A 14297-nucleotide genomic window follows, 5' to 3' on the forward strand; every position below is an offset into this window, starting at 1 on the left:
TCCGCCCCGAACGGGATCGGGACGGAAGGCCTCGGCCGGTAGATGGCGCCGCGCGTTGCGGCTCGCCGTGCGGCTACTGGGCGGACGAAGCCCAGGATTTGTAGTTCCCGATCTCGTCGCCATGCAGGCTGCGCCACTTGGTGATCACGTCCTGATAGGTGGCGGCTGCCTGGTCGGCCGTCATGTCGCCGCCCAGGATGCCCTGGAACACGACGAAATTGCCGTTCACGTCGAGATCGGTCGGGTAGAAGTTGGCGCGGTAGAAGCTGACGCCGTCCTTCGACCATTCCATGAGCTGCTTGTCGGTCGGCCGCTCGATCTGCGAGGTGTCCCAGCGCGAATCGTTCGGCAGGTCGCCGACATTCGCATAGAGCGCCTTCATCCGGTCCGGCGTGTGGAGGAAGGCGAGGAAGTTGCCGGCGAGTGCCTTGTTCTGGGCGAAGCTCGTCACCTGGAAGCCCGGCGTGTCCATATAGAGCAGGCCGGCCTCCTTGCCCGAGCCGAACACCGGCACCTTCATGACGCCGACCTCGGCGCCGCCCTTCTCCATTTCGACGATCATCTGCTGGAAGCCGGGTGCCGCGAAGATCATGGCCGCCTGGCCCTGCTGGAAGCGGCCGAGCCCGTCGGCGAAATTGATCGAGTTGGTGTCGTTGTTGAAGTAGGGCTTGAGCTCGACGACCTTGTCGATCCAGGACTTCCACTGCGCCGAGGTGAAATCGCCGTCGATCACCATCTGCAGCAGCTCGGGCACGGTATAGACCTGCGCCTGGAAGGCGGCCGCCAGCATCTCGCCGCCGAAGCCGTCCTTGAGGCCGACGACCAGCGGATCGATGCCGGCCTTCTTGAGCTTGTCGGCCGCGGCGATGAAGTCGGCCCAGCTCTGCGGCGGCTTGGCCGGATCGAGGCCCGCCTTCTTGAACAGGCCCTTGTTGTAGATGATGGGATAGATGCGGGCATCGACCGGGTAGAGCCAGGTCTTGCCCGACCAGCGCGTCGAGGCGGTGGTCGGCACGGCCTTGATGTCCTCCGCGCTCAGCGCCTCCTCGTTCGGCACGGTGCAGCCGCCCCAGACCTGCTCGAGCGACCAGATGCCGCCCCAGTTGTACCAGAGGTCGGGGCCGGTGCCGCCCTTGCAAGCGGTGGCCTGGGTCGTGGTGTAGGTGTCGGTCGACTGCAGGACCGTGTTCACCGTGATGTTGGGGTATTTCTTCTGGTAGGCGGCGATCGATTCCTTCATCCAGTCCTCGATGCCGGGAACCTCCTGGTTGCCCAGCCACCAGATGGTGAGCGTGGCCTTGCCGGCGGAAGCCGGGTCATAGGCACTGCCGAGCCCGTCGGCCGCGGCGGCACCCGCGCCGAGCGCGGAGAACAAAGCGGCCGCCAAGCCGGCGCGCTTCAGGCTGTCGATGATTCGCATGAGGAAGGCCTCCCGATTTTGTTTCTTGCGAGCGTTGTTTCTTGTTGGCAGCAGCGAAGATGCCGGCGTGGGTCCACGCGGGGGTTCAGCCCACGAGACAGCCGGTGCGGTTGACATAGATCGCCCAGAGCGAGTTCGGGCCGGTCATGAAGAGGCGGCTCCGGCGCGGACCGCCGAAGGTCACGTTGGTGATGTATTCCGGCACCTTGATGCGGCCGAGCAGCGCGCCGCCGGGCGAGAAGACATGCACGCCGTCGCCGGCGCTGGTCCAGATATAGCCCTCGGTATCGAGGCGGAATCCGTCCGAGCAGCCGGGATTGACCTCGGCGAAGACGCGGCTGCGCGCGACCTTGGCCTCGCCCACCACGTCATAGGCGCGGATGTGATGCGGCCCGCCCTGGCGCTCGGTGAAGCCGGTGTCCGAGACATAAAGGATCTTCTCGTCGGGGCTGAAGGCGAGGCCGTTCGGGAACTCGCAATCCTCGACCACGAGCGTGAGCGCGCCGTTGTGCGGATCGACGCGATAGACGTAGTTGCCCGGCTGCTCCTGCGGCGCCTTGATGCCTTCCCAGTCGTTCATGATCCCGTAGGCGGGATCGGTGAACCAGATCGAGTTGTCGGACTTCACCACGATGTCGTTGGGCGAGTTGAGCCGCTTGCCCTTGTAGGAGTCCGCGATGACGGTGATCGAGCCGTCATGCTCGGTGCGGGTGACGCGCCGGCCGCTATGCTCGCAGCTCAGGAGCCGGCCCTGGCGGTCGCGGGTGTTGCCGTTGGTGTGGTTGCTCGGGCTGCGGAAGACCGAAACCTGGCCGTCGACATAGCGCAGCAGCCGGTTGCCGGGGATGTCGCTCCAGATGAACGTGTTGTGATCGCCGAACCAGACCGGGCCTTCGCCGAATTGCGTGCCGGTGTAGAGCTTCTCGAGCGCCGGCCCCATCAGGATGCAGCGGCGGAACTCCTCTTCGTGAATCTCGAACGGATCGTCCATGGTTCCTCCCCTCGATCGCCTGCTTGGCAGGTCATTTTCATCATATAGCGATATATCATCATGATATGATACATGCCGTCAAGCCTGGGCAGGAGCGGGCCGGCCGGCGGTTCGAGGCTCAAGGGGAAATCGGGCGGGTGCGGCGTTTCCGGGCAGAGCGCGCGGGCGATCCGTCGGTCATCGACAGGTCGCGGTCGAAGCGAGTTCGAACCGTCGTCGGGCGCTCATGAGAGCGCGCCCGCGATCCGTTTCATCATCGACAGGTCGCTGTCGAAGCGCGGCTCGAACCGTCGCCAGGCGCTCAGGAGAGCTCGCCGGCGATCCGTTTCATCATCGACAGGTAGCTGTCGAAGCGCTGCTCGAACCGCTCGGTGGGCGCCGAGACGGTCAGCGCGAAAGGCTGGGCGCCGCCGCCGATGCCGACCGCGAGGCAGCAGAGGCCGTTGGAGAATTCCTCGAGATCGGTCGCATAGCCCTGCTGGCGGATCCGCTCGAAATCCTCATAGAGCCGGGCCAGCGTGGTGATGGTGTTCTTGGTCCGGGCATTGAGCCGGTGGCTCGAGAGATAGTCGGTGCGCAGCTGCTCGGTCGAGTAGGCGAGCAGCAGCTTGCCCGAGGCGCGGGCATGGGCGTCGAAATAGGTGCCGTGCGAGACTTCCGCCGCCTGCACCGAGTTGGTGCCGCGCGCCGTGACCAGGGTGACGATCTCGCCGTCCCACCAGCCCGAGGCATAGGCCGTCTCGCCGGTCTCCTCCGCGATGCGCCGGACCACCGGCGCCAGATGCTCGGGCGGCGCCAGCTGGCGCTTGAAGCCTTCGATCAGCGTGCCGACGCGCAGGCCCAGCACATATTTGCCAGGGCCTGAGCGTGTGAGGATGCCGGTCGCGACCAGCGTATGGAGGAGATGGTAGCTCGCCTGCCGCGGCAGGCCGGTCGCCGCCACCACCTCGGCGGCCTTGAGCCCGTCCTTGCTCTGCGCCACGGCGAAAAGGATGCGCATCGCGCGGTCGACCGACTGGACGCGCGGCGCGGGTTCCGTCTCTTTCGTGCGCATCGAGCTCATGGAATCCCGTCGCCAATCCTCATCGCCAGGCGCGCGGTCCAGGTCCATCGCAACCTGTCCTTGCGCATCATACATGACATGCCGATTCGCCAAGGGCCGGGGCGACCCCTGCCGCTCAGCCCTTCACCCCGCCGGCGGTCAGGCCCCGGATGAAGAAGCGCTGGCCGAAGAGATAGAGCAGCAGCATCGGCAGCGTGCCCCAGAGCATGCCGGCCATCACCATCGGCACGTCGATCCGGTAGCGGGAGTTGTAGACCGTGAGCCCGACCATGAGCGTGCGCAGATGCTCGCTCTGCAGGAAGACGACCGCGATCAGGAGCTCGTTCCAGACCCACAGCGCCTGGACCGTCACCACCGTCGCCAGCGCCGGCCCCGACAAAGGCAGCAGGATCGAACGGAAGATCCGCCAGCTCCCCGCCCCGTCCATGCGCGCCGCCTCGATCAGCGAGGGCGAGATCGTCTTGAAGAAGCTGGCCAGCAGGAAGGTCGAGAAGGGCAGCAGCAGGCCGGTATAGATGACGATGACGGTCTGGTAGGTGTTGAGCTGGCGCAGGCCCGCGGCGATCTGGAACAGCGGGATCACCAGCACGATCGGCGGGATCACCATGAGGGCGATCAGCGCGCCCAGCACATAAGGGCCGGCGCGCCATTTCATCAGCGCGATCGGATAGGCCGCGAGCGCCGCCAGCGCCGTCGAGAGCAGCACCGAGGCGCTCGTGACGGCGACCGAGTTGACGACCCAGCGGAAGAGATCGCCGCCGGCGAAGGATTGCGCCAGGGTGGAGAGGACGGGCGCCATCGGCGGTCCGAAGGTGTTGCCGAGGAACTCCTCGCGCGTCTTGAAGGCGCTGACCAGCATGAAATAGAGCGGCAGCAGGGCGATACCGGCGAACGCGATCAGCGTCGCATGCTTCAGGGCGGTCGCCGGCCAGGCGGCGATCTGGCTATTCGTTCTCATAGACCGCGAGCCTCTGGCTCAGCCACTGGCGCAGTGCCAGCAGCAGCCCGACGATGGCGAGCAGCACGACGCCGGCGGCGGCGCCCACGCCGATCTGGCTGTTCTGGAACACCTGCTGGTAAATGTAGAACTCGGTCACGACCGTGCTGTTCTGCGGGCCGCCCAGCGTCATGACATAGACGTAGGAGAAGACCCAGGAGAGCATGTTGATGAGCTCGACGATGGCGTAGAAGGCCAGCGTCGGGATGAGCTGCGGCACGGTCACATAGCGCAGCACCTGGAACCAGCTGGCGCCGTCGACCCGCGCCGCCTCGAAATACTGCTCGCCCACGCTGCTGAGCCGCGCCAGGCAGAGGATGATGCCGAAGCCCAGCTCCTTCCAGACGATGACGGCCATGATGGTCGGCATGGCGAAGGCCGGGCTGCCCAGCCAGTCCGCCGCCAGCGCCTCGAGCCCCAGCGCCCTGAGCCCGCTGTTGAGCTGGCCCTGATACTGGAAGAGATAGCCGAACACGACGCCCACCACGGGAATCGAGAGGATGTAGGGGATGAAGAGCAGCGAGCGGTAGAGCCTCCAGCCGCGCGGCCTGTCGTGCAGGAGCTGGGCCAGCACCACGCTCAGGACCAGCAGCACCGGCACGCAGAGGAAGAGCCGCAGGTTGTTGGCGATGGCCCGGTGGAACAGCGAATCGGTCGCGATATAGCCGAAATTCGCCATCCCGACGAAGGTGGTGGGCAGGTAGGCCGAGCGGCCGACATGCTCGAGGCTGTAGGTCAGGAGCGAGAGCGTCGGATAGGCGAAGGTGAGCCCGACGAAGGCGATCATCGGCAGGGAATAGATCCAGGGCAGCCAACGATCGAAACGGGCGGTCATCATCGTCCTGGGCAAACGGGCCGGGCGCCCCTCGAAGGGCGGCGATATGTATCACTATATGATTATTTATTCACTATATAACAACGCCGCGTCAACGGGGTATCCCGGCGCCCCCACGCTTGCCAATCCAGGGGGCGCCCGCACATCCCTCGCCATCCGATCATTCGTCTCAGGCTCCGGAGAAGCCGGCCCGCCCCGGGAGCGCAAGATAAGGAGAAGGCGCAGCCGCGGGATCGGACAGGGGTCACGGGGGAGGGGACGCGTCCGCGCGAGACGCGGGGTGAGGCCCATCATCGGGCGCCGGGTGACCGAAGTGACTTTCCCGCGCCAGCGCATGGTTGCGCTTGTTCTTTGTATCGTTCGAATGAGTCCCTGCGCGGTGCGGTCACGAAGGCCCACGCGAGAACCACCGGAGCACTGACCTATCTGGCTATTCATCTCCGGGCGCTCACCGCGTTCTTCACACGCACGCGCCCTGAAATGGCCACCGTTCGTCTTATTGAGAAGGCGCACGGACGAGAGTACATCCAACCCATAAAGTCTATCGGCGACCCCACTCGCCGGTTGAAACTTGGCACCCCGGCTCACCATGAGCCGGGGTGTTTTATAAGCCGTTCGTCCATGCGGATGAGGCGACCCGCGCAGCGGGAGGTTGCGCTGTCGCGGATGCCCGCCCCTTGTCACAGCCCTCTCCAGCCTCGAATGTGATCCTGCTCGTCGGACGCCCGCTCGCGAGTCGCCGATTCGCGAACAGGGGCGCGCTGCTGCGGGAGAATGCCGATGGCCATGCCTCACGACCCCGGCTCGATCCAGGTGCCGGAGAATGCGGCCCGCCGGGAGGCCCTGCCGGAGGCCGACGCCGGCGACGCCCTGTCGCGGGCACTGACCGCGGATCTGCTGGTGCTTCAGAGCCTCGCGAAAGCGCTCAGGGCCGATGGCGCCATCACCGAGCAAACGCTCGACCGCGCGGTCGCCGATGCGCTGCGCCGGTTGCTGGCGGCCGACGGCCCTTCCCTGCCGGCGGAGGCCCTCCGGGAGGTCGCCCGCCTGATCGACGACATGGACCGGGAGATCCGCGAGCGGATCAGGGCGACGTAAATCATCGATCATCCCCTCTCCCGCATTGCGGGGGAGGGGATACGGATTCCAGCCAGCCCGCTAGAACGTCACCTTGTCGCCGCCCTTGAGCTGCAGGATCTGGCGCGCTTCCTTGGGCGTGGCCACCTCGAGCGAGAGCGTTTCGATGATGTGGCGGATCTTGCGCACCTGGTCGGCATTGCTCTTGGCCATCTCGCCCTTGCCGAGATAGAGGCTGTCCTCGAGGCCGACGCGCACATTGCCGCCATTGATCGCCGCCATGGAGACGAAGGGCATCTGGTGGCGGCCGGCCGCCAGCACGCTCCATTGATAGTCGTCGCCGAAGAGCTTGTCGGCGATGCGGCGCATATGCATGAGGTTCTCGGGATCGGCGCCGATGCCGCCGAGGATGCCGAAGATCGTCTGCACGAAGAGCGGCGGCTTCACCAGCTTGCGGTCGAGGAAATGGGCCAGCGTGTAGAGATGGCCCACATCGTAGCATTCGAACTCGAAGCGCGTGCCGTGGCCCTCGCCCAGCTCCTTCAGCACATATTCGATATCCTTGAAGGTATTGCGGAAGATGAAGTCGCGGCTGTTCTCGAGATGCTTCTGCTCCCACTCGTATTTGAAGCTCTTGTAGCGGTCGAGCATCGGGTAGAGGCCGAAATTCATCGAGCCCATGTTGAGCGAGGTCATCTCCGGGCTGGCGCGCAAGGGGGCGGCCAGGCGCTCCTGCAGCGTCATGCCGTGGCCGCCGCCCGTGGTGATGTTCACCACCGCATCGGTGTTCTGCTTGATGCGCGGCAGGAACTGCATGAAGACCTCGGGATCGGGCGTGGGCCGCCCGTCCTTGGGATCGCGCGCATGGAGATGGATGATCGAGGCACCCGCCTCCCAGGCCGCGATCGATTCCTTCGCGATCTCGTCCGGGGTGATCGGCAGATGTTCCGACATGGTCGGCGTGTGGATCGATCCGGTCACCGCGCAGGTGATGATGACCTTGCGTGCTTGTGCCATGGTTGGGCTCCTATTTCTTGATCTTGTGTGCGGCGTCGCGCTTGTGCGCGACCAGCGCCATCAGCCGGCGGTCGCGCCAGGCCTGGCGTTCGTTCAGTCTCTCGCGCGGCAGGCCGGCCTTCATCTCCGTCTCCACCGCGGGCGAGGCCTCGGCCCAGGAGACGATATGCTGCTGGCTCGGCCAGAGCCGCTGATAGATCCCCTCATAGCGGGCGATATAGTCGGCGACGCCGCCGGGCGCGTTCAGATCGATGGTCTCGAACGGCCCCATGAAGGCCCAACGCAGCCCCAGCCCGTCGCGGATGCCGATATCGATATCCTCAGGAGTGGCATAGCCCTCGGCCACCAGCCGGAAGGCCTCCTGCAGCAGCGCGCCCTGCATCCGGTTCATCACGAAGCCGTCGAGCTCGCGCTTCATGACGATCGGCGCCTGGCCGAGCTCGCGCATGAAGCTCGCGGTGCGCTCGACCGTCGCAGGCGCCGTCCAGGGGGCGGGAACCACCTCGACCGCCGGCACCAGATAGGGCGGGTTGATCGGATGCACCACGACGCAGCGGCGCCGGCCCTTGAGCTTTTCCGTGAATTTCGAGGGCAGGATGGCCGAGGTCGAGCTGGCGAGGATCGTGTCGGGGCCGGCAAGCCCGTCCATCTCGGCCCAGATCGGGATCTTGGCCTCGAGCTTCTCGGGCGCGTTCTCCTGGACATGGGCGGCCCCCCGGAGCGCGGCCTCGAGGTTCTTCGTCACGCTCATCCGCCCGCGGATGGCCGAAGGACTCGCGCCGCGCAGCAGGCCGTTGGCGGCGAGGTCGTCGAGTACGCCGTCGACGAACCCCAGCGCCGCCTCGGCCGCGCCCGACAGAGGGTCATAGAGCGCCACCTCGGCCCCGCCCCGGGCGAAGGTGATGGCCCAGGCCCGGCCGATCAGGCCGGCGCCGATGACGGCGACTTTGGGAGGGGTCTGGGTGGTCATGGCAAGATTCGCTTCATGGGAGCAGTCACCGCTTTTCCTTCACCTCCCCCCTTGAGGGGGAGGCTGGGGTGGGGGGTGGCCATAGTCTCCATGTGGGTGATGATCGCACGATAGGGGCTTCTTGCAGCATCGCGTCCTTCGATCACCCCCCACCCTAACCTCCTCCTCAAGGGGGGAGGGGATCAAGACGAAGGGCAGCGTCCGACGGACGTTCAATCCTCACAGCGCCTCGACGTTACCGCAGACGCTGAGCGACTGGCCGGAGATATTGCGCCCGGCGGGCGAGCAGAGGAAGAGCACCATGTTGGCGACGTCTTGCGGGCTCACCATGCGCCGGAGCGAGACCTTCCCCAGATATTCATTCTTCATCGCCTCGTAGCTGACGCCGGTGGCCTGGGCGCGGGCCGAGATCACGCGCTCGATGCGCGGGCCCTCGACGATACCGGGCAGGATCGCATTGACGCGGATGCCGACCGGTCCCAGCTCCTTCGCCAGGCTCTCGGTGAATCCCACGATCGCCCATTTGGTCGCGGCATAGGGCGTGCGGTAGGCGTAGCCGAACCGGCCCGCGACCGAGGACATGTTGATGATGGCGCCGTCCTGGGTCTTGCGCAGGGCCGGCACCGCGCGGCGGGCCGAATAGAACTGGCCGTTGAGATTGATGGCGATCGTCCGGTCCCACTCGGCAGGGTCGATATCCTCCACGCCGGCGGTCGGGCCCGCGATGCCGGCATTGTTCACCAGGACGTCGAGGCCGCCCATGGCGCCGAGAGCGGCGTCGAAGAATTTGTCCACCTGCTTCACATCGGCGACGTCGGCCAAATGCGTCCCCACATCGGGCAGCGCCTTGCGGCAGGCGTCGAGCGCCTCCTGCGACACGTCGCAAACATGGACCTTGGCGCCATGCGCGCGCAGGGTTTCGGCCACCACCCGCCCGATGCCGCTGGCACCGGCCGTGATGACGACGCGCAGGCCGGGCTTGACGCCGGCAATGGTCGGTTCCGTCATGATGTCACCCGTTCACGAGGTCCGTTCGCGCAGGGCCAGCACGGCGCCCAGCACGACCAGGCCGAAAATGATATCCCGCACCGCGTGCGGAAGCGTGGTGCCCGCCAGCAGCGTCAGGAGGGCGGTAAGCAATAGCACGCCGCCCAGCATCCCGGCATAGTGGCCGCGGCCGCCGGTGATGAGCGTGCCGCCCACCACCACCACGGCGATCGAGGGCAGCAGATACTCGTCGCCCATGCCGAGGCTGGCCTGGCCGCTGAAGCCGGTCAGCAGGATGCCGACGAGGGCGGCGCAGAAGCCGCTCAGGGCATAGACGCCGATGAGCGTGCCGCCGACGCCGACGCCGGAGAGCGTCGCCACCCGCGCGCTGTTGCCGATGGCATAGACGCGCCGGCCGAAGGCGGTGCGCCCCAGCAGCAGCAGGGCGAAGGCGACGAAGAGGATCACCAGCAGCACCACCGGCGTCACCCCGTGGATGGAACCGGTCATGAACCAGCGCAGCGTGGGCGAGGAGAAGCCGTCCGGCGTCCCGTTGCTGTAGACCAGCGCGAAGCCCTGCAGGATGCCGTTGGTGGCGAGCGTGATGACGATGGGCGGCAGCCCCAGCAGCACCACCCCCAGCCCGTTGAAGGCGCCGATCAGCGTGCCGATCACGAGCACGGCCGGGATCACCCAGAGTGCCGCCTCGTCGGAGCCGCGGATGAAGCCCGCGGCGATGATGCCGCAGAAGCCGATGATCCAGGGGATCGAGAGATCGAGGCCGCCGGTGAGGATGGTGGCGCCCTGCCCCAGCGCCAGGATCGCCAGGAAGGAGCCGAGCACGATCAGGGAGTCGTAGTATTTCCAGCTGAAGATCGTATGGCCGCCATAGACGAACTGCGTGACGATGACGACCAGGATCAGGCAGACATAGGCGGGCATGACGAAGCGCAGCAGCTCGGCATTGCGCCGGTACCAGGGAACCTTCTGGTATTCGGCCGCGGCGTGCGATTTCGCGGCCGCGCGCGGCGCCAGGGGCGGCGCGCTTCGCGATTTCGCCAGCTGCGAGGCGAGCGACCCTTCCTGGCGCGCCTTGAGATTGATACGGAGCTGGTAGAGATAGCGCGCGATCGGCGATTGCCGGTTGAGCGAACCCGCCAGCACGGCCAGCACCAGCACCACGCCCTCGGTCACCGAGGAGTAGTAGGCCGAGACGTTCAGCACCAGCAGGATGTTCACCATCAGCGTCAAGGTATAGGCACCGATGATCGAGCCGATGGCGCCGCCGCGCCCGCCGCCAAGCAAGGTGCCGCCCAGCACCACCGCCGTGAAGGTCTGCAGCAGCACGGGATTGCCGATCAGGGGATCGCCGCCGCCGGTCTGGGCGCTGATGAACATGCCGGCCGCGCCATAGAAGCCGCCGGCGATGGTGTAGGTGAAGAACTTGACCCAACGGACGCGGATGCCGGCCGAGCGCGCCGCCTCCTCGTCGCTGCCCACGGCATAGAGACCGGTGCCGAACCGGGAATTCTTGATCAGGAACCAGACGGCGGCCGCGACCAGGAGCAGGACGATCGGCGCCGGCAGGATGCCGGTGATGGCGTCGCCGGTGAAGAAGGTCGAGAAGCCGGGCGCGATCATGCCGCCCGGCTTGTCGAGGATCAGCAGCGTGACGCCGCGCACCAGGAACATGGTCGAAAGGGTGACCACGATCGGCTGCAGCCGGGCGAAGGCGACGAAGAAGCCGTTGAAGGCGCCGACGGCAGCGCCCAGCCCGATGGCGACGGCGGCCATCAGAACCTGCGAGCCGACCGTGTCCTGCATCTGCGTCGCCAGCACGACATTGATCAGCGACACCACGGCGCCGGCCGAGAGGTCGAAGCCGCCGGAGAGGATCACGACGGTCTGCCCCATCGCCGCCAGCGCGAGGCTCGCGCTGCCGCTCGACATGAAGCTGACCTCGAAATAGCTGAAGGGACCCGGCGTGATCGCCATGATGAAGAAAAGCAGCGCCAGGAACACCGCGGTCACGATCAGGAGGCCACGGTGGCGCGCGAGCGAGACCGTCACGCGCGAGGCGCGGCCCCGGTTGATCGCCAGCGTCGCCATCAGTGCAGGCTCCCCGCCGCCACGGGCCGGGGGCCGGTATCGGCCTCCGCGGCAGCCCCCTGGCCGTTGCGCCCCTGCGCGTCGCCCAGGGCCGCACGCATGATCGCCTCCTCGGAGATCTCGTCGCCGGCGAGCTCGCGCACCATGCGGCCGCCGTACATCACCAGCACCCGGTCGCAGAGATTGACCAGCTCGGCGATCTCGGTCGAGTAGAACAGCACGGCACCGCCCGCCTTGGCGAAATCTCGGATCAGCACATAGAGCTCGTGCTTGGTGCCGACATCGACGCCGCGCGTGGGGTCGTACATCAGCAACGTGCGGCTCTCCGCCAGGAGCCATTTGCCGATGGCGACCTTCTGCTGGTTGCCGCCGCTGAAGGCGGAGATGCGCGTGAAGAGGGCGCGCGGCTGGACCTGGACGCGGTCGAGCACCTGCCCCACCGCCTCGCGCTCGGCCGCCGTGTCGATGAAGCCGAAGCGGGTGAAGCGGTCGATGATCGGCAGCGAGACGTTGCGCAAGCCGTCGAGCTTGAGGAACAGCGCCTCGGTCTTGCGGTCCTCCGGCACCAGGCTGATGCCGATATTCGCGCGCACCGCGTCCTTGGGCGAGACCAGCGAGAGCGGTCTGCCCTCGACCTCGATCCGGCCCGATTGCAGCCGGGCCATGCCGAAGCAGGCGAGGAAGAGCTCGAGCTGACCCATGCCCTGCAACCCGGCGATGCCGAGCACCTCGCCCTTGGCCAGCACGAAGGAGCCGTCGGTGAGCCGGCTCGCCGTCTTGAGCCGATGGGCGGCGAGCGCCGGCACGGTCGAGACCTTCTGCGGCGCCTCGCGCGGCGGGAAGGTCGAGGCCAGCGACCGGCCGATGATCATGCGGATTACCTCGTCGTCGCTGATCTCGTCGACCTTCGAGGTGCCGATATCCTTGCCGTTGCGCAGGACCGTGAGGCTGTCGCAGAAGCGGCGCACCTCCGGCATGCGGTGCGAGATGAAGACGATGGTGGTGCCCTCGGCCTTGAGCCGGGCGATCAGATCGCCCAGCCAGTCGATGTCGCGGCCGGAAAGGGTCGAGGTCGGCTCGTCCAGGAGCAGGATGCGCGGCCGGCGCAGCACGGCCCGCGCGATCTCGATCTTCTGGCGCAGCGGCAGGTCGAGGTCGCGCACCTCGTCGCGCGGATCGATCGCGCCGAGGCCCAGCGATTCGAGATGGGACTTGACCGTCTGCTCGGCAACGCGCCGGCGCACGGTGCCCCACCAGCCCATGGGCTCGTAGGGCAGCAGCATGTTCTGCGCGACGGTGAGGTCGCGCACCTGGGTCATCTCCTGGAACGCGGTCTGCAAGCCCAGGCGATGGGCGTCGCGCGGGCTCGCCAGGCGGCAATCCTGGCCGAAGACCCTGATCTCGCCGGCATCGGGCTTCAGCAGCCCGCTCAGCATCTTGACCATGGTCGATTTGCCGGCGCCGTTCTCGCCCAGGAGCGCATGGACCGTTCCCGGCGCCACCTCGAAGCTGGCGTCGTCGAGCGCCACGGTGGCGCCGAAGGCCTTGCGCGCATTGCGGATGGCGATCGCGGGCTGGGTCGGATCCATGGGCGGTCGGGTTCTCCGGTTCGGCTGATCGAGGCGAAATCCGGGACGGACGGGTCCGCGACCCGTCCGTCCCGGCCTTGTCGTCTCAGGCGATCAATTCTCCGACTGGCCGACGAGGGCGCCCTGCAGGCCGACCTCGGGGGTGTGTTCGGAGTAGATCGAGGCAAACCAGCCCGGATTCGGCACCAGCGAGGGCTGGAAGGCGTTGCAGCCCGCCTTCATCTCGTCCCAGGTGCCTTCCTTGCAGAGCTTGATCGTGTCGTTGGTCACGAGCGGCAGCGGCAGGACGGTCAGCTTCGGGATGTCCTTGCCTTCGAGCTTCTCGACCGCGAGCTTCAGCGCCAAGGCGCCCGAATAGGGCGGCGAGGCGTAGGAGATGCGCGGGGCGTTCATCGGCGTGTAGGTGGCGTTGGCACCTTCGACCTCGGTGCCGTTCGGCAGCATCTGGATGCGGCCGCCGTTCGAGCCTTCGCCGGCGCAAGGCTTCAGCTTGTCGGGGCTGATGCCGGCCTCGACCTGCATCGAGTTCGCCGTGTAGCAGCCGACCTGCAGCCAGAGTCCGTCGATCTTGTCCCAGCCGCGGGTGGCCAGGATCTTCGAGAGCTCGGTGCGGGCGACGGCCTGGCTCCACATGCCGACGGATTCGGCGACGATGTGGATGTCGGGATATTTCGCGAAGACCTCCTTCGCGGCCTGGGTGCGCTGCGTGTCGACCGAGGTGCCGGGCACGCCGGTCAGGATCACGATGTCGCCCTTGCCGTTGAGCTTCTTCGCCAGCCACTCCGCGGTGACGCGGCCCGCCTCGAGCTGGTCGATATGGACATTGTAGGCGCAAGGCTCGGTGATCTCGGCGTCATAGGCGATGACGATGACGCCCTTGTCGCAGGCGCTCTTCACCACCTGGTTGAGAGCGGTCGGCGAGATCGGGAACACGACGATCGCCTGGGCGCCCGCCTGCACCATCGAGTTGATCTGCTGGATCTGGCGCTGGGCGTTGGGGCCCGCCACCTGGATCTGCAGGTCGACCTTGTCGGCCAGCGACTTGTGCGCCGCCATGGCCTTCACCATGTTGGCCGCCTCGGCCTGCCAGTCGTTGCCGATGAAGCTCATGCTCAGATAGATCTTGTATTTGTCGGCGGCCGCATCGCCTGGATGGGACGCCAATCCGAGCCCGAGGGCCAGGGCGCCTGCCAGGCCCGTCAACGCTCGTCTGATCGAAATGCGCATTGTTTTCCTCCCATT

12 protein-coding genes are annotated in these 14297 nt (G+C 66.8%); 1 reads left to right on the forward strand and 11 read right to left on the reverse strand.

The window, feature by feature from the left end; genetic code table 11:
* Positions 1-73 precede the first annotated feature (73 nt).
* The 5 genes from FRZ61_RS20480 to FRZ61_RS20500 form a co-directional block, all read right to left on the reverse strand.
* On the reverse strand, positions 74-1420 hold the full coding sequence (locus tag FRZ61_RS20480) for an ABC transporter substrate-binding protein (RefSeq protein WP_191909124.1): 1347 nt from the start codon (positions 1418-1420) through the stop codon (positions 74-76).
* A gap of 85 nt (positions 1421-1505) precedes the next feature.
* The gene (locus tag FRZ61_RS20485) at positions 1506-2411 is read right to left on the reverse strand and encodes an SMP-30/gluconolactonase/LRE family protein (protein ID WP_151119477.1); all 906 of its coding nucleotides are present in this window, start codon (positions 2409-2411) and stop codon (positions 1506-1508) included.
* Positions 2412-2712: 301 nt separating this feature from the next.
* Complete coding sequence (locus FRZ61_RS20490; protein ID WP_225308920.1) at positions 2713-3465, reverse strand: IclR family transcriptional regulator; 753 nt, start codon at positions 3463-3465, stop codon at positions 2713-2715.
* A gap of 124 nt (positions 3466-3589) precedes the next feature.
* Positions 3590-4432 carry a carbohydrate ABC transporter permease gene (locus tag FRZ61_RS20495; protein ID WP_151119479.1) on the reverse strand — a complete coding sequence of 281 codons (843 nt, stop codon included), beginning with the start codon at positions 4430-4432 and terminating at the stop codon, positions 3590-3592.
* The gene (locus FRZ61_RS20500; RefSeq protein WP_191909125.1) at positions 4419-5306 is read right to left on the reverse strand and encodes a carbohydrate ABC transporter permease; all 888 of its coding nucleotides are present in this window, start codon (positions 5304-5306) and stop codon (positions 4419-4421) included. The genes FRZ61_RS20495 and FRZ61_RS20500 overlap by 14 nt, the downstream gene beginning before the upstream one ends.
* 780 nt (positions 5307-6086) lie before the next feature.
* Between FRZ61_RS20500 and FRZ61_RS20505 the strand changes: the two genes are divergently transcribed.
* On the forward strand, positions 6087-6404 hold the full coding sequence (locus FRZ61_RS20505; protein ID WP_151119481.1) for a hypothetical protein: 318 nt from the start codon (positions 6087-6089) through the stop codon (positions 6402-6404).
* A 60-nt stretch (positions 6405-6464) separates the two neighbouring features.
* Here the strand turns inward: FRZ61_RS20505 and FRZ61_RS20510 are convergent, their stop codons facing one another.
* The 6 genes from FRZ61_RS20510 to FRZ61_RS20535 all read right to left on the reverse strand — a co-directional run bounded on the left by FRZ61_RS20510 (position 6465) and on the right by FRZ61_RS20535 (position 14282).
* Entirely contained in the window at positions 6465-7400 is a 936-nt protein-coding gene (locus FRZ61_RS20510; RefSeq protein ID WP_151119482.1) for a BKACE family enzyme, read from the reverse strand.
* A gap of 10 nt (positions 7401-7410) precedes the next feature.
* Complete coding sequence (locus tag FRZ61_RS20515) at positions 7411-8370, reverse strand: 3-hydroxyacyl-CoA dehydrogenase (protein WP_151119483.1); 960 nt, start codon at positions 8368-8370, stop codon at positions 7411-7413.
* Between the two features lie 219 nt (positions 8371-8589).
* Positions 8590-9378, reverse strand: coding sequence for an SDR family oxidoreductase (locus FRZ61_RS20520; protein WP_151119484.1), 789 nt, complete (start codon positions 9376-9378; stop codon positions 8590-8592).
* A 12-nt stretch (positions 9379-9390) separates the two neighbouring features.
* On the reverse strand, positions 9391-11466 hold the full coding sequence (locus tag FRZ61_RS20525) for an ABC transporter permease (RefSeq protein ID WP_151119485.1): 2076 nt from the start codon (positions 11464-11466) through the stop codon (positions 9391-9393).
* A complete protein-coding gene (locus FRZ61_RS20530; RefSeq protein WP_151119486.1) occupies positions 11466-13055 on the reverse strand; it encodes a sugar ABC transporter ATP-binding protein in 1590 nt (529 codons plus the stop codon). Before FRZ61_RS20530 ends, FRZ61_RS20525 begins: the two co-directional genes overlap by 1 nt.
* Positions 13056-13148: 93 nt before the next feature.
* The gene (locus FRZ61_RS20535) at positions 13149-14282 is read right to left on the reverse strand and encodes a sugar ABC transporter substrate-binding protein (RefSeq protein WP_151119487.1); all 1134 of its coding nucleotides are present in this window, start codon (positions 14280-14282) and stop codon (positions 13149-13151) included.
* Positions 14283-14297 lie beyond the last annotated feature (15 nt).

This window comes from Hypericibacter adhaerens (assembly GCF_008728835.1).
Taxonomy (GTDB): domain Bacteria; phylum Pseudomonadota; class Alphaproteobacteria; order Dongiales; family Dongiaceae; genus Hypericibacter; species Hypericibacter adhaerens.